The sequence below is a fragment of the Alteromonas sp. AO-Serp genome (assembly GCF_017849675.1).
In the GTDB taxonomy this organism is placed as follows: Bacteria; Pseudomonadota; Gammaproteobacteria; order Enterobacterales; family Alteromonadaceae; genus Alteromonas; species Alteromonas macleodii.
Window position 1 is genome coordinate 1 of sequence record NZ_JAFLMX010000113.1, and the last position, 21159, is coordinate 21159.

Annotated in this window: 15 protein-coding genes; 9 read left to right on the forward strand and 6 right to left on the reverse strand. The window is 45.4% G+C overall.

The window, feature by feature from the left end; all coding sequences use genetic code 11:
- Positions 1–70: 70 nt before the first annotated feature.
- Positions 71–808, reverse strand: a complete 738-nt coding sequence (locus tag QVA83_RS08570; RefSeq protein WP_287498355.1) for a TorF family putative porin — start codon at positions 806–808, stop codon at positions 71–73.
- 399 nt (positions 809–1207) lie between these two features.
- On the opposite strand from QVA83_RS08570, the gene rpe reads away from it, so the two are divergent.
- The 8 genes from rpe to QVA83_RS08610 all read left to right on the forward strand — a co-directional run bounded on the left by rpe (position 1208) and on the right by QVA83_RS08610 (position 10243).
- Entirely contained in the window at positions 1208–1885 is a 678-nt protein-coding gene (gene rpe / locus QVA83_RS08575; RefSeq protein ID WP_156077805.1) for a ribulose-phosphate 3-epimerase, read from the forward strand.
- Between the two features lie 65 nt (positions 1886–1950).
- A complete protein-coding gene (gene trpS / locus QVA83_RS08580) occupies positions 1951–2958 on the forward strand; it encodes a tryptophan--tRNA ligase (protein WP_039225099.1) in 1008 nt (335 codons plus the stop codon).
- Positions 2959–3058: 100 nt separating this feature from the next.
- Complete coding sequence (locus QVA83_RS08585) at positions 3059–3643, forward strand: anthranilate synthase component II (RefSeq protein ID WP_156077804.1); 585 nt, start codon at positions 3059–3061, stop codon at positions 3641–3643.
- Between the two features lie 297 nt (positions 3644–3940).
- Positions 3941–5107 carry an HDOD domain-containing protein gene (locus QVA83_RS08590; RefSeq protein ID WP_014978114.1) on the forward strand — a complete coding sequence of 389 codons (1167 nt, stop codon included), beginning with the start codon at positions 3941–3943 and terminating at the stop codon, positions 5105–5107.
- A 462-nt stretch (positions 5108–5569) separates the two neighbouring features.
- Positions 5570–6778 carry an aspartate aminotransferase family protein gene (locus QVA83_RS08595; RefSeq protein ID WP_156077803.1) on the forward strand — a complete coding sequence of 403 codons (1209 nt, stop codon included), beginning with the start codon at positions 5570–5572 and terminating at the stop codon, positions 6776–6778.
- Positions 6779–6798: 20 nt separating this feature from the next.
- Positions 6799–7836 (forward strand): arginine N-succinyltransferase, encoded by a 1038-nt coding sequence (gene astA / locus QVA83_RS08600; RefSeq protein WP_014948020.1) that lies wholly within the window; start codon positions 6799–6801, stop codon positions 7834–7836.
- A gap of 13 nt (positions 7837–7849) precedes the next feature.
- Positions 7850–9319, forward strand: coding sequence for a succinylglutamate-semialdehyde dehydrogenase (astD, locus tag QVA83_RS08605; protein WP_014975473.1), 1470 nt, complete (start codon positions 7850–7852; stop codon positions 9317–9319).
- A 117-nt stretch (positions 9320–9436) separates the two neighbouring features.
- Positions 9437–10243, forward strand: coding sequence for a DUF1338 domain-containing protein (locus tag QVA83_RS08610; protein WP_014948018.1), 807 nt, complete (start codon positions 9437–9439; stop codon positions 10241–10243).
- A 65-nt stretch (positions 10244–10308) separates the two neighbouring features.
- Here the strand turns inward: QVA83_RS08610 and QVA83_RS08615 are convergent, their stop codons facing one another.
- From QVA83_RS08615 to parC, 3 genes are all read right to left on the reverse strand, one after another.
- Positions 10309–12477 (reverse strand): putative bifunctional diguanylate cyclase/phosphodiesterase, encoded by a 2169-nt coding sequence (locus tag QVA83_RS08615; RefSeq protein ID WP_239239556.1) that lies wholly within the window; start codon positions 12475–12477, stop codon positions 10309–10311.
- Between the two features lie 12 nt (positions 12478–12489).
- Complete coding sequence (locus tag QVA83_RS08620) at positions 12490–13026, reverse strand: heme NO-binding domain-containing protein (protein WP_014948016.1); 537 nt, start codon at positions 13024–13026, stop codon at positions 12490–12492.
- A 63-nt stretch (positions 13027–13089) separates the two neighbouring features.
- Complete coding sequence (parC, locus tag QVA83_RS08625) at positions 13090–15375, reverse strand: DNA topoisomerase IV subunit A (RefSeq protein WP_061439217.1); 2286 nt, start codon at positions 15373–15375, stop codon at positions 13090–13092.
- A gap of 325 nt (positions 15376–15700) precedes the next feature.
- Here parC and QVA83_RS08630 point away from each other — a divergent pair, with 325 nt between their 5' ends.
- On the forward strand, positions 15701–18829 hold the full coding sequence (locus QVA83_RS08630; RefSeq protein ID WP_156077802.1) for a hybrid sensor histidine kinase/response regulator: 3129 nt from the start codon (positions 15701–15703) through the stop codon (positions 18827–18829).
- Between the two features lie 29 nt (positions 18830–18858).
- On the opposite strand, the gene QVA83_RS08635 is transcribed toward QVA83_RS08630, so the two are convergent.
- Both QVA83_RS08635 and QVA83_RS08640 read right to left on the reverse strand, forming a co-directional pair.
- Positions 18859–19554, reverse strand: a complete 696-nt coding sequence (locus tag QVA83_RS08635) for a DUF2982 domain-containing protein (protein WP_075177774.1) — start codon at positions 19552–19554, stop codon at positions 18859–18861.
- A gap of 165 nt (positions 19555–19719) precedes the next feature.
- A partial coding sequence (locus QVA83_RS08640) for an efflux RND transporter permease subunit (RefSeq protein ID WP_287498356.1) occupies positions 19720–21159 on the reverse strand: 1440 nt, incomplete at its 5' end.

Genomic DNA, 21159 nt, shown 5'->3' on the forward strand with positions numbered 1-21159 from the left:
AAACACATTAGGCTTTTAGTACTCAACGTTTAAGTTAAGAGGCCTATCCTTAGGCCTCTTAACTTAACTTTTAAAGTTCGAAATCTACTGAGTAAGCTACAGTGAATTTCAACTCGTCGTTATCTAGTGCGTCAGCACCAACATCATCTAAGTTCGTCCCAGTTACAGCAAAGCTGAAACCATCTTTCGCAATGCTTACGCCGTAGTCTGCATAGCTGTCAGTCTCACCGTCGCCAAAGTTGAAAGCTTCAACAAAGTCACCGCTGTGATAACCAGCATGTAGAGTCAACTCAGTGCCATTCAAAATTTCTGTGGTGTAATCAAAAGATGCGTAGTAAGCCTGGCCAAAGCCGAAATCTTGGCCTTCTGCTTCGTCAGCTTCGGTGTGCGCAAGTAGATAAACTGTTACGCTTACTCCACCCATGCCTACTGAACCGTAGATCTCTGCGAAATCGAATTCAGCTTCTGCGTCATAGTTGTAGTATAGGTAGCCGAAGTCATATGCAATGCCGTCAGACTCGCCTGAGTATCCAAAATATACGTCATGCTCGTAAGAATAAATATCATCTGATGCATAGCTTACGTTCGACGCCCATGTACCCGCATAAAAACCACTTTCATGCGCGTAATCGATACCACCCTGTACTGCGGCTTCGTTAGTTGTTTGTGTTAGACCACGCCAGATGTAGTTACTGGTTGCACTAGCGTTAGCAGTGAATGAACCTTCTGCATAGCTAGGCATGGCTGTTAACAGACACGCTGAAGAAATAGCAGCGGCAAGTATTGTTCTTTTTGTAGATGTTTTCATGTGTGTTCTCCAGTCAAATTAAAACTTGTTGTAATTCGTTTTTTCTGTCTGTGTTTTCTTTTTTTGGACTGGATAACGCAAAGTTGATGCCCATTTATGGTTCATCAAAAAAACTCGCAAAAAATAAATTAAACAATTGAAATTAAAAACATTATTTCACTTAAAAAATTCATCCGCTGTCACCGAAATAAAAAAACGCTGCATAAAAATGCACCAACATAACGCGCACTCACCAAAATTGGGCAATGTTCTGGCAAAGTCCGTTTATCTTAAATTTCCGTGAAATTAACGCTGATTAACCCTTTGCGTAGTAAAGAAGCACGGATTTGGGTAAACTTTCGCAAAGGTGAAACGTAAGTGGCAACGCACCTTGTTGTTTTTAGAATGAAAGGACATGCAATGAAACCATTCCTAATTGCTCCATCAATACTATCGGCCGACTTCGCTCGACTTGGCGAAGACGTAGAAAAGGTATTAGAGGCTGGCGCTGATGTGGTGCATTTCGATGTAATGGATAACCACTATGTACCCAATCTTACGTTTGGGCCAATGATTTGCGAGGCGTTAAGAAACTACGGCATTACCGCTCCCATTGATGTGCACCTAATGGTGAAGCCCGTAGATGACTTAATTGAAAAATTCGCGAATGCAGGGGCCAGCTATATTAGTTTTCACCCAGAAGCGTCTGAGCACATAGACCGCTCTCTACAGCTTATTATCGATGCAGGTTGCAAGCCGGGGCTCGTATTTAACCCAGCAACGCCACTACATTACCTTGACCACGTCATGGACAAACTGCACCACATTCTTATTATGTCGGTTAACCCAGGGTTTGGTGGTCAAAAGTTTATTCCTAGCACCTTAGATAAAGTACGCGCGGTGAAACAGCGTGTATTAGAAAGCGGCTACGATATTCGAATTGAAATTGACGGTGGCGTAAAAGTCGATAACATTCGCGAAATAGCGGAAGCGGGCGCGGATATGTTTGTGGCTGGTTCGGCTATTTTTTCTCAACCCGACTACAGCGATGTCATTGAGCAAATGCGCAACGAACTAGCGGCACTGTCTAAAGCATAATTTTTGAAGCTTTATTTTCCCAAGCTTTATTTTCACAGTATTTAACGTATTACAGGTAAAAAGAAATGAGTAATAAACCCGTTGTATTAAGTGGCTGTCAGCCTTCAGGACAACTTACCCTTGGCAATTACATGGGTGCACTTAAACAGTGGGTTTCCATGCAAGATGACCACGACTGCTTATATATGATCGTGGATTTGCATGCCATTACTGTACGACAAGACCCTAAGCAGCTTGCTGAAGCTTGTCTGGACGGCCTTTCTCTTTACCTTGCTTGCGGTATTGATCCACAAAAAAGTACTCTGTTTTTGCAATCCCATGTGCCTGAACATGCACAGCTATCTTGGGTATTGAATTGTTACGCCCAAATGGGTGAGCTTAATCGCATGACTCAATTCAAAGATAAGTCTGCGAAGAACGAAAATAACATTAATGTAGGCTTATACAGCTACCCTGTACTCCAAGCAGCAGATATTTTGCTATACCAAGCAGATAAAGTACCGGTAGGTGAAGATCAGAAGCAGCACCTTGAATTAACTCGTGACATTGCTACACGTGTTAACAATCTATACGGCGATGTATTTCGTCTACCTGACCCGTATATCCCAGACTTTGGCGCGCGCATCATGAGCCTTCAAGAGCCTGAAAAGAAGATGTCTAAGTCTGACAACAACCCGAATAACTTCATCGGCTTATTAGAAGATCCTAAGAAGTTGGCCAAGAAAATCAAACGTGCCGTGACCGACTCTGACGAGCAAGCTAATATCTACTTTAACCCAACTGAAAAGCCAGGCGTGTCTAACTTACTGACTCTACTTTCGCTTGCGACGGGTAAATCAATTAAAGAGCTTGAGCCTGAATATACCGACAAAATGTATGGCCACCTTAAAGGTGATGTTGCAGACGCTGTGGTTGCTCTACTTGAACCAATTCAGGCCCGCTATGCTGAAATTCGCGCAGACAGAGCATATCTTGACGACGTAATGCGTCAGGGTGCTGAGAAAGCGTCAGCGCGAGCGGCTGAAACTTTGGCTAAAGTATACAAAGCAGTCGGCTTTATTCCAAAGCCATAACAGCCGGATTCCAACATCTTGCTACAAGCCATGAAGGGTTCATTTTATCCTTCATGGCTAAAACCTTCGCAACTTAGAAATTCCAAGGATTAGCACTGCTGTGTTGCTGTTAATTGATAACTTCGATTCGTTCACTCATAACCTCGCTCGGTATTTCACTGAGCTCAGCGTCGACGTTGAAGTGGTGCGAAATAACGCACTGACCTTAAACGACATATCTCGCTTAGCGCCTTCACAGTTAGTTATTTCACCGGGACCATGCACGCCAAACGAAGCAGGCATCAGCTTATCTGCGATTGAACATTTTGCAGGCAAGATTCCTATTTTAGGTGTATGCCTGGGTCATCAAGCTATAGGTCAAGTGTTTGGTGCCAAGGTAGTAGGTGCACAAGAGATTAAGCATGGAAAAATTTCACCCCTAACACACCGCAACAGTGGCCTGTTCAAAGGCTTACCTAACCCGTTTAACGTGACGCGCTACCACTCATTGGTTTTAGATCCCGCATCGCTACCTGCCTCACTGAGTGTTGATGCATGGTGTGAAACCGCAAAGGGCACAAAGGAAATCATGGCAATTTCCCATAATCATCACCCTATTTGGGGCGTACAGTACCACCCCGAGTCACTACTTACCGAACACGGTCATAGCGTACTGGATGCGTTTCTTCAGTTTAAATCAATTTAAGTATACGAGTTTGATGCCGATACGCTTTTATAGCGTAAAAGGTTACGCTTGAAGGCCAGAATTACTCGCAATTCACTGATTTTTCGTTTAACTTTTCATAATTCGTTTTAGCCAATGCGCTGAATAAAGATTATACGAAGCATCGCACACGCAATATCAACAGTTGCAGGGTAAATAAGGCTTGCTTTCAAGTTGTAGCTACCATTTTCATCATTACCGTAGCGAAAGTAATAAAGGCCCCTGATGTACGATAATATTGCCGTTCACCAAAAAGTTATGAGCAGGAGTGCTTTTAATATGACAATGGGGGCAACCACACCGCCCACGATAGATGATCGTTTTGAAAATATGATCATATCGCCAGAGCGAGTGCTGGAAATGCTGGGAAGGCGCAAGGTGGGAGAGGTAAGCTTCGAGCAATCGGAGCAAGGTGATGCGCGCAGGCTGCTACTGCACGTTGAAAAAGTGGCGATTGAAAACAAGCGCCTTCAAGAGAAAACCGAAGCGTCATACCTTGAATCAGTGAGTCACCATCTTCACGAGATCCTTCTAGGTGAATTAACAGAGCAGCTAGGCTATACCGACGAACTCGTTCAAAACGTACTTAACTTGCCCGAAAACATCGGCGAGCTTCTTGATGCACTTTCCGTGAAAGCATGCTCGGTTTCGAAACTAGAGCCAATTGCCGCAACCATGCCATGGCTTTATGATGAACTAATCGTTGTGGTGAATACTCCACAATTTAGACGCAAAGACTCCCGTGGGCGTATCATTGTGGTAGAGACACTGCGCACAGCATTGAGCTTTTTGGGTATTGAAAACCTACGCACATTGATACCGTCGCTCATTTTAAAGCGCGCTATGCCTCAGATTACCGACCCTTACCCGCTAATTAAACAAAAGCTTACGCCTTATACGACTGGCGTTGCCATAACGGCGAAACGCCTTGCAGCACTTACGGATTTAAACAAAAACCAGGCTTATACCCTTGCGATGCTTAGTAATTTGGGGCGTTGTGTCGTAACAAGACTTTACTTCAAACTGTTCGATAAAATTCAGCTACATCTGTTGCAAGAATGCCAGAAAGACAAAGAGCAAAAGCGACATGAAGCGCTACTCAAAGTGGCTCCTTCAGCCAACCACCTTATTGCACTACAGCAAGAATTCGCAGATGCAATCAGCGCGGATATTCTGGAGTGGATGCATTTAATGCGCTTGCCTATTGCAGAACCGATGCGAGCGTGTGCCGATAAAGTACCCGCACAGCCTAAAACACTCAGTAAGGTACTTCATCAAGCCCGAACCTACACACAAATTCGGATGTTACATCAGTTAAAGCTTGTTGAAATGAAAGAAGTAAAGCCGCTTTTCATGGAGCAACGCTACCCTGCAGGTGCACTCGAAAAACTCAAAACCATTGATATTTTCACCCTTCCTTTGGTGAAAAACGAAGAGAATCATTAATTTTTTAGTGGATATTCATGCACTCGTTATGCACCTTTTTCATTTCATGTGCATGATGCCCCAAATTATTGACGGTTGCTCAATGCCTTGCCCGTTTTTAGCGACATTAAACAGGTAAGGCTTCCAGTCCTATCCCCCCTTTTTTATTGCCTCACAGTGCATTAAAACCCGTATGCAGCCCTTTTCTCAGCGCAAAAATTGATTATTACTAATTGATATAGCCCAGTAGTTAATAGTTATTCACTTTTCCTGCAAATTAAGCCACAGTCCTTATAAATAAAGGGCTGCAGCCCTTTGCATAGAAGACAAATGTTAAAAAAAATGGCATACTGCTGAACAAATCCGATTAGTTTTTACGCGCCCAATTAACGCTTATCGACCAAAGTAGTACTAAAATGTGCTCATAGATTCGATAGGCCAAATCACACAGTGTGATTGGCGCCCAACGCAGAGGTAACAAAGATGAACGTAACTCGCGCTACATTTGATGATGTAATGGTTCCTAACTATAACCCAGCAGGTATGGTACCTGTTCGAGGTGAAGGTTCACGCGTATGGGATCAAGATGGAGCTGAGTACATCGACTTTGCAGGCGGTATTGCAGTTAACGTTTTAGGTCACTGTCACCCAGAGCTTGTGAAAGCTCTTAATGAACAAGGCAGCAAGCTTTGGCACTTAAGCAACGTTTTCACTAACGAGCCAGCCCTTCGTTTAGCTAAAAAGCTAAATGACGCAACGTTTTCAGATAGAGTTTACTTCGCAAACTCAGGCGCAGAAGCGAACGAAGCAGCATTGAAGCTAGCTCGTCGCTGGGCGCTGGACAAGCACGGTGAAGACAAAAACAAAATCATCGCTTTCAACAAAGGTTTCCACGGCCGTACCTTCTTTACCGTAACAGTAGGTGGTCAAGCTGCTTACTCTGACGGTTTTGGTCCTAAGCCAGGCGCTGTTGACCACTGTGACTACAACGATTTAGCTGCCTTTGAAGCGCTAATTTCTGACAAAACCTGCGCGGTAATGATGGAACCGCTTCAGGGTGAAGGCGGTATTATTCCACCTGATGTAGATTTCGTAAAAGGCGTTCGCGAACTTTGTGACAAGCACAACGCATTACTTATTTTTGACGAAGTTCAGTCGGGTGTTGGTCGTACTGGTCACCTTTATGCCTACATGGGTCTTGGCGTAACACCTGATATCCTAACAACCGCAAAATCTCTTGGTGGCGGCTTTCCAATTGGTGCCATGCTTACCACAGCAGACATCGCTGCACACCTTAAGCCAGGTACCCACGGTAGTACTTACGGTGGTAACCCACTAGCCTGTGCTGTTGCGGAAAAAGCGTTAGATATCGTGAACCAGCCAGAAGTGCTTGAAGGTGTACTTAAGAAAGAAGCCCTATTCCGTGAACTACTAGGTGCTATCAATGAAAAGTACAACGTATTTGAAGAAGTACGTGGTCAAGGCATGCTGTTAGGTTGTGCGTTAAATGAGAAATACCAAGGCCGTGCACGTGACTTCATGATGGCTGCAACGAAAGAGAACCTTATGTGTCTTGTTGCTGGCATGAACGTTATTCGTTTTGCACCTTCCCTGGTTATTCCTGATGAAGACATCAAAGAAGGTCTTGCACGTTTTGAACGCGCCGTTGCTGCCGTTGTAAACGCCGAATAATTACAACACGAGTAGCGAACATGAATATCATTCGCCCTATCACGAAGGCCGACTATAACGCGCTTAAAGAAATCGCCGTTGAATCAGGTATTGGCTTTACGTCTTTACCTGTCAACGACGAGTTGCTGCAGCGTAAAATTGATCGTGCAGAAACTGCGTTTAACAAACCAAACGTAACCGAACCTGGCGATGAGTCATACTTGTTTGTAATGGAAGATACCACTACCGGACAGGTAGTAGGAACAACAGGTATTGAAGCGGCTGTTGGTATAGACGATGCGTTCTATCATTACCACCTAAGCAAAGTAGTGCACGCCTCGCGCGAGCTTAACATTCACAACACGGTAGACATTCTAACGTTTTGTAATGACTACACCGGTGTTACTGAAATATGTACGCTGTTTCTTCGCGAACAAGCCCGCGGCGGCATAAACGGCCGCTTCCTTTCAAAGGTTCGATTCTTGTTCATGATGGAGCACCGTGAACGCTTCTCAGAGACAGTTATTGCTGAAATGCGCGGTGTGAGTGACGAAGAAGGACGCTCACCGTTTTGGGAGTGGTTGGAAACCCATTTCTTCTCTATGGATTTTCCTACTGCCGACTACTTAACTGGCATTGGTAATAAAGTGTTTATTGCTGAACTTATGCCGAAGTACCCGATATACGTAAATCTGCTTAGCAAAGAAGCGCAAGAAGTCATTGGCGAAGTTCATGACAAAACACGCCCTGCTCTTCAGCTTCTTGAAGAAGAAGGCTTTTCTTGCCGCGGCTATGTAGACATTTTCGACGCAGGCCCGACGGTAGAAGCAAACTTAAGCCACATCCGCACGGCTCAGTCGAGTTTAAAACTGCCTGTAGTGATTGACGATAGCGCTGCTGCCCAAGGGCAAACGCACTACATCATTAATACATCAGTATCTGATTTTCGTGCAGTTGCCACCGAGATGACGGTAAGCGAAGAAAAGCAAGTTGCCGTGCTATCTCGCCAAGCCGCTGCTGCATTGAATGTCAAAGAGGGAGAGCACGTACGCTTCGCCCCCGTTACATTCAGAGATTAAAAGGACACCCACTATGCTACATACACATTTTATCAACGGTGAATGGGTTGCCGGACAAGGTCATGACTTAGCGTCAATTGACCCTGCAAAAAACGAAGTGATTTGGGAAGGTAAGTCTGCGACAGCCTCTCAAATTGATGACGCAATTAACGCTGCTCGTGCTGCACTTCCAGCATGGAGCATGAAAACCGTTGAAGAGCGTCTTGAGATTATTAAGGTTTATGGCACTAAACTAGAAGAAGCTAAAGCGCACCTTGCCAAAGTTATGGCTAAAGAAACGGGTAAGCCAGAATGGGAAACTGCCACTGAAGTTGGCGCCATGATGGGCAAAATTGGTATTTCTGAAAAAGCCTATTTTGAACGCACGGGTAACGTTGAAAACCCAATGCCTGTAGGTAAAGCCTTCATTCGACACAAGCCTCACGGCGTTGTTGCTGTATTTGGCCCATACAACTTCCCTGGCCACCTGCCAAACGGACACATTGTTCCAGCCCTTATTGCAGGTAACACAGTTGTGTTTAAACCAAGCGATTTGACGCCTATGGTTGCACAAGAAATGGTGAAGCTATGGGATGCTGCTGGCCTGCCAGCGGGTGTACTCAACCTAGTACAAGGTGAAGTTGAAACAGGTAAGGCTTTGGCGTCGCATAACGATATCGATGGTCTTTTCTTTACGGGTAGCTCACGCACAGGAAAAATCTTGCACGAGCAGTTCGCAGGTCACCCAGGTAAAATTTTGGCTCTTGAAATGGGTGGTAACAACCCACTCATTGTTAAGGATGTGGCTGACGTTGATGCTGCCGTACATGACATCGTTCAATCTGCTTTCATTACATCAGGTCAACGCTGCACGTGTGCACGTCGCCTATTCTTACCAGCCGATGCACAGGGTGATGCAATCCTTGCTCGCTTAATCGAAGTGACCAAGAATATTAAGGTGGGTGATTATGACGCTGAAGATCAACCATTTATGGGCGCAATGATCTCAAGTAATGCCGCTGCACTGATGGTAAAAGCACAGCAAGAGCTTGAAAACCTTGGTGGTAAAGTACTGGTTCGCCTTGAACAAAAAGACGAGAACAAAGGTTTTGCTACTCCTGGCATCATTGATGTGACTGACATGCTTGCTTCACTGCCTGACGAAGAACACTTTGGTCCACTACTTAAAGTGATTCGTTACAGCGATTTTGACGCAGCTATCGCAGAAGCGAATAACACCAGCTTTGGCTTATCAGCAGGTCTTCTAGGCGACAACGAAGAGGATTATCGCTACTTCTTCGCACGCATTCGCGCGGGCATCGTAAACTGGAATAGACCTATTACAGGTGCAAGCAGCGCAGCGCCATTTGGTGGCGTGGGCGACAGCGGTAACCACAGAGCAAGTGCGTTTTATGCAGCCGACTACTGTGCGTACCCAGTTGCTTCAGTTGAGCTTGATAAAGTTACTATGCCGGGCAAATTAAGCCCAGGCTTGTCGATGTAACCCAAGCTTTTCACGTTATAAAAAGGCCGACATGATTTTTGTGTCGGCCAGTTTAGTACCAACCCTATACGAACTATTCGTTTAAAAATAGTCAACGACAGAAAGGACCCTACCACCATGCATAGCAACATCGATACGTTGTTTAGCAACATGTGGGACGATTACGTTACCATCACTCCCTCAGCGCATAAAATTCATGCACTTTTGGCGGGTGAAGAAAACACGAACGACATCGTTAACGACCATGTAGCTTTTCGAACTTTTGCTCTTGATAAAACCCGCTTAGACAAGCTTGCTGCGCACTTCTTAGCATTGGGTTATGAAGCTAAAGGCGACTATGACTTTGAAGCGAAAAAGCTTACTGCAAAGCATTTCGAGCACCCTGACGATACTAAACCAAAAGTATTTATTAGTGAGCTTCGTGTAAATGAGCTTTCTGAAACTGCTCAAGCAATTATCAAGAAGATGGTTGATCAAATGCCTGAGTCTGTAGTGGATGCAGATAACTTCTTGTACTCGGGTAAGCATTGGGACGTTACTAAAGCAGAATACGACACACTGCTTAGCGAATCAGAATACGCGGCGTGGATGGCGGCATGGGGCTTCCGTGCTAACCACTTTACGGTAAGTGTTAATCACTTAACCCGTACTGACGAGCTTACCGACGTAAACACATTGCTTAAAGAAGCAGGCTTTGTGCTAAACACCTCTGGCGGCGAAATTAAAGGTGGGCCAGATGTATTTTTAGCGCAATCTTCAACGATGGCTGACCGTGCTGACGTAGCGTTTAGCGACGAAACTGTGGCAATTCCAAGCTGCTTCTACGAGTTTGCACAACGCTATGAAATGCCTGATGGTAAGCTTTACAAAGGCTTTGTTGCCGCATCGGCAGATAAAATCTTTGAAAGCACTAATGCTAAGTAACGAGCTTGCTTAGTCATTAAAAAAAGCCCGATAGGGCTTTTTTTGTTTATGCTTAGCTGAAGACATTACCGATTAGGCTCTGTAGTATGCCTTGCCAAGAACTGGTCGTAAGGCATTGGTTTATCAAAGTAAAACCCCTGCATTAGCTGAATGTCGGCCTGCTCCATAAAAGGCAAATAAGACTCCAACTCTACGCCTTCAGCCACCACATCTATTTGCAAACTCTTTAACATGGCTATCAAACCATTAAATAGCGCATTGGCTTTGCTATCTTGGTGAATACCCTGAATTAAGCTTTTATCCACCTTAACCACTTCAAACTGGAAACTTCGCAAGTAGCTAAGAGATGAAAAACCACTGCCAAAATCATCCAGAGACAGTCTAAACCCATGATCTCTCAACGTGTTTAATGCTCTAAGTGCTGATTTTTCATCGCGAATAAAGACCGACTCAGTGAGCTCTAGTTCAATAAATTCGGGAGACACATCATTATCCATACAGATAGACATTGCCTGATTTGGAAATTCTGGGTCAAGCATCTGATTAGCGCTGATATTCACAGACAAAGGAATGGCGTCACCCTGCTGCGATTCCATTATTGAAATGTAATCACATGCCGCTTCCAGCGCTTGAAGACCAATGGCGCTGTCCAGCTTGTGCTCTTCTGCTATGGGAATAAACACTGCCGGCGATACAACACCGTGTAAGCCTGAAATCCAGCGACACAGTACTTCACCGCCTTTTAACTCACCGTTTAGATCATATTTACCCTGAATATAGAAATCGAGAAGGTGGTTCTCTACTGTTCTGCGCAAGTCATTCACCATACTGACCTGCTGGGTCATGCTCTCATAGAGACCTGACTCGTAAATAAACGCTTGCCCTTTACCCAGCTCTTTCGCACGGTACATTGCGGCGTCGGCACACTGCACCAAGCTTTCTAGGTTATCACTATGTTCTGGAAATTCAGCAATGCCAATACTGGCAGACAGCCTAAGCTCCGACGTTTTTACGGTTATGGCGTCTTCTTCTATCTGGCTGATAAGCCGCTCAGAGCGTTCAGCAATTTCCTCAACATTCTGATTAGGCAATACGGCAATAAACTCATCACCACCCCACCTGCCGACTTCCCCTATCGGGCCGAATATGGCAGTAAGGAGCGCTCCTACGCGCTGAAGCTCAATATCCCCTCTTTCATGCCCTGCGTTATCGTTAATTGCTTTGAACCCGTCCAGATCAATAAAGACCAAAATAAAGTGCTGTTCTTTTTGTACTAACCCGGAGATGGACTCACGCAGCGAATTGCGATTGGAAAGGCCGGTTAACTCATCGTGCAATGCCAGTTGACGTAGTTTGGCTTCGTTGCGTTTTCTATCGCTGATGTCGCGCATTGTGGCAATCAAATAAGATGACGTTTGCTGGTAGGTCTCAAACAAAGCCACCGAGATATCGACAACCTTAATTTCACCGTTTTGCGTCTTCACTTTCGACTCGAAGCGAATTTGTTTATCAAGCGCCAACTGCACTTTATCGACTTTCTCAGCAATGAATATTTGGTTGAAATCCAAACCAATGCATTGCTCTTTGAAAGGCGCAGCAATCAGCTGAATATATGCATCGTTACATTCTGTGATAACAAGATCAGGTGAGAGTACTAACATGGGCTCACGTGAGCTCGCAAAAGCAGAGGCCATTAAGTGAAACGATTGTTCGGCTTTGCGCTGCTGAGTAATGTCTTTTGTGGTGCCAACAATATGAAGCGCTTCACCCGCTTTTCCACGCTTTAGCACGCGCCCGCGCAGCCTTACCCACTGAAAATCGCTGTCTAGCTTTAAGCGAAAGGAAAACTCTATACGGTCACGATTGCCGTGTAGCGCCATGCTCCAGTGAAACTGCAGGCCGTCTAAATCGTCCTCATGTACCCGCTCTAGAAGCTCAATTAAGGTGCCTGACCAGGTAGATACACTTTCAGAATGTAGTGAGAATGAGCGAAATTCCATAATGTCATTCTCTGCCTCCCAATTCCAAAAAGACTCCTGCGACGCCCATAGTGCAAGTTCCAAATCTTTCTGTGCACTTTGGCTTTTTTGAAGCGTAGCATACAAACTTTGCGTCTTTTCTCTCAGCAAAGCTTCGGCTTGCTCTCTCGCATTTCGCTCTCGCTTTAAACGCCTTTCAAGTAACGCAGCACGGTCGCTACCAGAAGGCGTGCTATGCGTTGTTCCATCTGACATAACATGCCTCCGTTAAACGAGAGATATACTAAATTCGTAGGTATGAGGCGTATCTAGTTGATGGGTTTCCCTTTCCAGGGTGCAGTTGTAGTGAGCTGCGGCTGCGTCCATCAAGCCTTCTGCTAAAGGATATAATTCTCTTTCAGAATAATACTGTAAGCGCATGGTATTATCGGTTCTGGATATCACCGTAAATCGGGGTAGGTCGGCGTCTGGGTAGAGCTTCTTAACCTGAACATGAATGTCGCCGTCCAAGTGCTCCAGCATATCCAACATGCCTTCTGTATTGGCTAGCACGTCGCCATGTACTGCACCTAACTTACCAAATAAGTAATAGCCAAAATCGTAGAGTAGCTCGTTAGCTGACTTACCCGTTTTCTCCACCAGCACACCTAACAGGCGTTGCATTTGTTCAAACGGGTAATAGCCCACTGCGGTATAAGCGCCGTCGTTTTCTAACCCAGCTTCCATGATGACATCGTCAGCAAACTCAGGAGAAACTTTCTCCTCGAGCATATCGATTAACGATGTAAAAACTATGCCTAGCATGTAAATTCCTCATCTAATCCCTTTTTGAGTGTAGTTCACCTAAGCATAAGAACAACTTAAACTTTATGACAAATCTTCAGATGTTTCGTCCTTGCTGGGTAAGACAACTTCAACCGTATCAACCCGCTGTAGTCCTCGCGGTAATTTATTCCCTCTTCGGCCTCTTTCTCCCTGATAGTGGGTAAGGTCGTCAGCCGTCAGTGTCATGTTGCGCTTACCGGCTCCCACTTTAATTGCGGCACCATCAGGTACAACAGCAAGCACCTTCACGTACTCTTCTCGAGATTGCGATTTTGCAGAAGGAATATTGATAAGCTTGTTCCCCTTCCCTTTACCTAAACTTGGTAAGTCGCGTAGTGGGAACATGAGCATGCGACCTTCATTAGAAATACTTAGGCACCAGTCGGAGTCTGGATTTGTAACCGGTGTTGGTTTCATGACTTTCGCCGCAGTAGGCAATGATAAGTAGGCTTTACCCGCCTTGTTCTTACTCACCATATCTTTAAATGTGCCGACGAAGCCGTAACCTGCATCAGAACCTACTAAGAATTTGCTTTCGTCTTGCGCCATAATGACGTGTTGGAATGACTCGCCACCCACTATGCTGAAGCGCCCGGTTAGCGGCTCCCCCTGACTTCGTGCAGACGGCAACCCGTGAGCGTCACAAGAGAAAGTACGACCTGAACTGTCCATAAACACGGCAGGCTGATTACTCTTGCCTTCGGCGCTGGATAAATAGGCATCACCAGCTTTGTAGCTTAAACCTTCCGCATCGATATCGTGACCTTTTGCACAGCGTGCCCAGCCCTTTTCTGACAGCACAACGGTTACAGACTCAGCAGGTACCAGCTCTTTTTCAGACAGCGCTTTAGCTTCACCACGCTCAACAATAGGTGAACGCCTGTCGTCACCGTACTTTTCAGCGTCTGCAAGGATTTCTTTCTTAATTAGGGTTTTAAGGCGGCGATCTGAGCCTAAAAGCTGCTGGAGCTTGTCGCGCTCTTCTGCAAGTTCATCTTGCTCGCCTTTAATCTTCATTTCTTCTAACTTGGCTAAGTGACGAAGCTTCAATTCCAGAATTGCCTCTGCTTGTGTGTCACTTAAACCGAATCGCGCCATTAATTCTGGTTTTGGTTTGTCGTACGTGCGAATAATTTCGATAACTTCATCGATATTCAAAAACGCAATTAATAAACCTTCTAAAATATGTAAACGCGCTAACACTTTATCTAAACGGTATTGCAAGCGGCGCGTCACAGTATCTTTTCGGTACTGCAACCATTCAGACAAAATCGTACGTAAGTCTTTCACCTGAGGGCGACCGTCTAGGCCAATCATATTCAAGTTGACCCGGTAGTTTTTCTCTAGGTCGGTAGTTGCAAATAAATGCTGCATCAGCTGAGTTACATCGATGCGATTTGAGCGAGGCGTAATCACCAAACGGGTTGGATTTTCATGATCCGATTCGTCTCGGAGATCGCTTACCATCGGTAACTTTTTCGCCTGCATTTGCGCGGCAATTTGCTCTAGTATCTTGGCACCAGACGCTTGGTGAGGTAGAGCGGTAATAACAACATCACCGTTTTCTTCCATGTACACCGCGCGCATTTTTATAGAACCACGCCCAGTCTCGTACAGCTTTTGAATATCAGACTTTGGCGTAATAATTTCAGCTTCGGTAGGATAGTCAGGTCCATTAACGTGTTCTAGCACATCGCTAAGCTCGGCTTTGCTGTTGTCTAACAACATGGCACACGCGTTGGCCAACTCTCTCACGTTGTGAGGAGGAATATCCGTCGCCATGCCAACGGCAATCCCTGTCACGCCATTTAATAGGATATGTGGCAAGCGAGCTGGAAGCACGCTAGGCTCGTTTAGCGTACCGTCAAAATTAGGTACCCAATCTACCGTACCTTGTCCAAGTTCATTCAGCAGCACCTCAGAGAAGCACGAGAGCTTAGCTTCCGTATAACGCATGGCAGCAAACGATTTCGGATCATCCGGCGCACCCCAGTTACCTTGACCATCTACTAAAGGGTAGCGATAAGAGAAAGGCTGAGCCATGAGCACCATCGCCTCATAACAGGCAGAATCGCCGTGAGGGTGAAACTTACCCAGCACATCACCTACGGTTCTCGCCGATTTTTTATATTTGGCGTTTGCATTTAACCCTAGGTCTGACATCGCATAAATGATGCGTCGCTGAACAGGCTTTAAGCCATCCGAAATATGTGGAAGTGCACGATCCATGATGACGTACATGGAATAGTTTAGATAAGCGTCTTCGGTGAAACGTCGAAGAGGAAGTTGCTCTACCCCATCGCGATTAATGATGATCTCGTCACTCATGATAGTTTTTTCGTTTTGTTATTAATACCAATGCGCTCGTGCTAGTTAGGCTGTCGATTGTGGACAATTTAGCGCACCACTTAGTGAAAGCTCCCGAGCGTTAAAGGCTATTGTGGGGTAAACCGCATTTGTGTGCAATCCTTGAAACCAATTGTCGCGACTTTTGGGTCTTACTCATTGTATGGGTTGAGGGTTTGTTTTGTTATTCTTCAAAGAGAGTGGTTAAATAGCATTGGGTGAAATTTGCCGTTCAATTTTCACTCTTACAGTAAAACTAAAAAATAATAAAGCCCCTAATCAAACGGTAACGTAAGTACAGATAATCATGGCTATCTTTCGCGTATTCTTTTTTTTATTTCTTGTTGTAGGCAGTCACCTGCCTACGAATGCCAGCGCGCAGCATATCGAGCAGCTCTTCGATGAAGAAAGTACGCTAGATTTATCAGACTCTCTGTATTTTTTATTTGAAACCGATTATCAGCTTACTATCAGCGATGTATCACGAAGACGCAATGACTTCCTTATGCATCCCCATGACAACCCTAACTTTGGGTTTCGTAATAATGGCATGTGGCTACTCACTTCTGTTGCCAATGTTTCAAACGATAAACACTGGGTGTTCTCAATAAATTTCAGCCAACTCGACAGTGTTGATTTTTATTTGGTGCAAAACGGCAAGGTAATAAAGCAAAGCCATCAGGGGAAAGCTCAAAAAGAACAGCGTTTTCGTGTTCCAACCTTTCGTGTTGAGCTGCCTGATAGCGATCCTGTCGACCTTTACATACGCATTGAAAGTCGCTCATCTAGCCTAATTGCACCACTTCGAATTCAAGCCGAACCGCTACATAGCAGCTACTTCCAAATGGACAGCTTGCTCTGGGGCTTTTTCTACGGCGGATTGCTTATTCTCGCTATTTATAACCTTGCTCTATTTTTTGGCGTGCGGGAAAAAAGTCTGATTGCCTATGTTGGCTATATCGCTGCGGTTATTTTGTGGCAGTTTGTGTGGGGCGGCCATACGCACTTGCTGTTTAGTCAGGGGATCCCCTCTTGGCTGGTTGGGCATTCCGAGCTGATATTCGTAATTATTGGTATAAGCTCAGGCTTTTTTACCAAGACGTTTTTGGAAACGGAAAAGCACGCTCCCACGGCACATCCTGTCATTAACTTATTGTTGGTTTGCCAAGCGTTAACAGGGCTGGTGTGCTTCGTCGATCTGCTTCCTTCTATTTGGAAGAACAACCTAGTATACGGCGTGGGTCTTGTGGCGATATTGAGTTATATCTACGCCGGGTTCGAAGCATTTTTCAATAAGTTTAAGCCCGCGCGTTACTTCATATTTGCATGGAGTATGCTCGCCACCGGCGCAATTATAGGTATGTTAAGCCTTATCGGAATTTTACCTTCCAACGACTTCACCACCTATTGTTTTCAGGTGGGTGTTTTCTTAGAAGCAGGGCTCTTTTCCTTTGCATTAATGGAGAAAAGCAGAGGCCAGCTGGAAAGCGAAGTTGAGCAAGCAACAAATGATTTGCGCAACAACATGGAGCTCATTGAAGAGCAGAATGCCCGTTTAGATATCGCGCGCAAAGATGCGATAAAAGCCAGTAACGTTAAATCTCAATTTCTGGCCAACATGAGCCATGAAATTCGCACACCTCTTAATGCTATCTTGGGGTTCAGCAAAGAGTTGAACAATGCGTCGCTGCCCACTGACCAGCAAGAGCAAGTCAGAATTGTAAACACGGCCGCGGACAACCTGCTAACAATCGTTAACGATATCCTCGATTTTTCTAAGATTGAGGCCGGTAAACTGCAAATTAATAATCAGCCTTTCTCGCCCAATAAGCTGCTCGAAGAAATGGTCACTATCATGGCTAAATCTTCCCACAGCAAGCGCATCGAATTTGTATTTGATTTGCACCCGCTCCCTGAAAAGCTCATTGGCGATGTGTTTCGTATTAAGCAAGTGCTCAATAACTTGTTAAGTAATGCACTTAAATTCACGTCCAGCGGCACCATTACGTTTTCGGTGAGCGGACGCTCGCTTCCTCATGGTATTCACGAAGTAAATATTACCGTTGAAGACACAGGTATCGGAATAAGCCGACAAGACAGAAAAAAGCTATTTAACGCCTTCTCGCAAGTAGACGACGCCCTTAACCGTAATTACCAAGGCACTGGATTAGGTCTCGTGATCAGTCGAGAGCTGGTTCGCTTAATGAACGGTGATCTAACGCTAAAAAGTGTATTAGGCCAAGGCTCTACGTTTAACGTATCACTACGTATGAACCAGTTAAGCCAGAAATATGCGCTAACTAGTAGTGAAGACTGGAAAGGTAAGAACGTGGTTATTTTCGACCCGGTACCTGCAACACGTCGCTCAAGTGCAAGCATGTTATCGATTTTGGGTGCGCAGGTTACCTCTGTTGAATCACTAGATTATTTGATGTCACTTAAAGGCCAGTACGACTTTTTCATGGCAACTGTGCCGGTAAGTAAGATGGGATTGCGGGATACGTATTTAAGTCGTTTTGTACAATTCCCTGCGCAAAAGCGCATACTTTGGTATTCCGGCCCTGAACCTTTTGCGCAATACCCAAGCCTGTCGCAACATTTCCATTCACAAGCGCGTATGCCGATGACGCTTACCAAGTTAGATAGCCTGGTGCACCACAATACAACGCCAGCTAAAAATGCGATACAAGAGAAAATAGGCACGCTACCAAAAGCTAAAATTCTTGCCGTTGATGACATGGAAATGAATCTTAAACTGCTGCATACGTGGCTCGATCATTCTCCTGTCGAGCTCACCACAACGATCAGTGGACAAGACGCCGTCAATCAGTGCCAGACTCAAGAGTTTGACTTAATTCTCATGGACGTGCAGATGCCAGGCATGGACGGACTGCAGGCCACCCGAGAAATTCGTAAATCACCGTTGAATATGGGTACCCCAATAGTGGCAGTGACAGCCCACGCGTTTAAAGAAGAGCAAGAAAGATTGCTTGCCTCTGGCATGGACGATTACTTACCTAAGCCTATTGAGGTTGAGCTACTTATTACGCTTATCAATTCGTGGTGCCACAATGTTGAGCCCGGTGAAATCGTCTTTCCCTCTATCGACTGGCAGCTAGCACTTAAACGAGCGAATCAAAATCAAGATACAGCAAAAGAAATGTTAGACAGTTTTATTGCGTTACTGCCCGAAACTATCGAGACACTTTCGGCGCTTTGGGACGATCAAGATTACAATGGGCTTAAGACCGAAGTTCACAAACTACACGGTGCGTGTTGCTATACAGGTCTGCCGCGCATGCAGCATTTAGCCAACGAAACAGAGAGCTCACTTAAACTTGGTCAGCACAAGCTAGTCGAGGAAAACTTACCAGCCCTTATTGCCGAAGCCAAGAAAGTGCTTAACGAGAGTAAATTGAAGGACAGCCGCAGCTAGGCGAATAAAGTCTAATTGCTACGATGAGCTTAGCTGGCTTCAGAAGACTGCCTAGCTTTCTGGCACTGAGCAATAAGTCCTGCAAACTCGCTAGCATCCCTATCTAGCTCTGAGCTCGCGATAAAAATATCATACCCAAGGCGCTTTCTTAGCTCGACCATACGATGTGCCAGCATAGCTTTAATGCCTTTAATGATAGTCCCGTCTTCCATAACGTACTGCTTATCGTCAAACATAGATTGCTCATAACAGCTTCCAGAGGCGCAATTCTCATCTGTGTTCTGCATTAGCAATGGCCGCTGCTCCATTAACAAGTGCGTTGCAAGCCGTGGTGAAATCGTATTGAGGAAATCCGTGTAACTTTTGATTTTGAAACCAATGGTTTCAAGGGGAATATGCTCCAGCCCATGGCGAACACGGGGGCAATCTGCTCGCAGCAGGTTGTCCCAATGAATGCGCCAACTGCCCAGACGGTGGCGATAAGTGATATAGTCTTTGGCTATTTCCAAACTATAGTCGGGCTCACGAATTTTGAAGTACCCTACGAGCAAGCACACTAACGCGGCACTGGTGATAAAAATCCCCGCTAAGAACAGCCAATCGGGAAGAAAGGCTAACCACAGTGCCGCAATACACAAACCGATACAGCCCAGCACTAGGCTAGTAATACCGTTACTTTTCGAGGCAGCTCGGATATAGATTGGTTCGACACTAGTACCAGACATAAAAATACACCACCAACATGATTACGGCCCAAACGATATAAAGTCTCATGCGTTTACACTTAACGCAGTCGGTTTGCCACCAACGCAAAAGAGGATTTGATTTTCGCATACGCTAAGTAAGCCAAATTTATACGTGGGTTAAAAAGGGATAGTTTAACCGTAAAATTATGCCAATGTGTGATTTCTATAACGGTATCGTTGAAAAGCCGCCACTATAGTTGGCGTAAAGACTAACGACAAGATTACCGAGAACCCTACTCCACCAGCCAGCACCACGGCCAACGGCGGCCAAAAGCTACCTTCACTGAACAATAGCAAAGGAATCAATCCACCTACCGTTGTGAAAGTAGTCGATAAAATATGGCGGCTGCAGCTCATGGTTTCTTCAACAATGGCTTTCGTGTCTCCCTGCTTTGCTTTGGGGTTCGCGTTGATAGCGGCAATGACCACTATCGATCCGTTGATTGCTACGCCAATAAGGCCTGCACAACCTAGCAGCGGATTAAACCCAACCGGCAATCCAGATATCCAAAGACTGAACATACCCAGCCCTACAGAAAGTATTGCCACTAATCCGATTACACCCGCCATGCGCAAGCTGGTAAAAGTCAGAATGAGCGTAGTTACCATAAGAACCAACAGCACCGGCGCATAGGTCGCTAATTTACCTAATGCTTGCTGCTGTTCATCAGCGTCTCCAGCTAAATGAATACGATATCCTTCGGGAAGAATTAATCGACTTTCGAGAAGATCTCGCAAATGATTACTTGCATCAATGGCCGGGACACCAGGAAGCAAAAACGCCTGAATACGATTTAGCCTTTCGCCATCAAGGCGCGTAATACTGCTGGTTGCAGGCTGAAGCGTTAAGTTTGTTACGGCAGCAAGTGGCGACCAAGAAATAGCATTGTCTCCTGCAACCGGAATTGGCATGGCGTCTACGCCCGTTACATTTTGTCTATACGCCTCGTCTAGCCTTACGCGTACAGGAATTTCTTCTGTGCTTTCCAAAACAGAACCACCGGTAATACCTGAAAAGTTTATCTGCATTTGATTGGCAAGCTCGGAAAGCGTAAGCCCCAAGTAAGACAGGTTATCGCTGTCCGCGTTTATTTTAAGCTCGGGTTCTCCCATTGAAACGCTGGTTATAGACTGAGAAATGCCGTCGACTTCAGACATTAACATGCGTACTTTGTCGCCTAGGTCATTCAACACATTCAGATCAGGGCCGAAAATCTCTACCTCAACAGGCGCCGCAATAGGCGGACCCTGCCCAAAGGCTCGCACTACAATTTGTACTTCTGGATACGCGCTATCAAGCTCTTGTTGTAGTTTGCCCACTAGCGCAACAGCGTCATCCACTGTATCTGTCGACACAACAGCATTTGCGAAATAAGGCATGTTGTCACGCGTCATCATCTGGTTGTAGTACACCGACGGCGCAGAGCCCCCGACTAACCAACTTACTTGTTTCACGCCTTGCTCAATGCGAATAGCACTATCTATTTTTTTAACATAGCTCGTTGTGTTGTCGATGCTGCTCCCTTCTTTGGTCCACAGGTACACTTCGAACTGGTCTCTATCTGCACTTGGGAAAAACACATT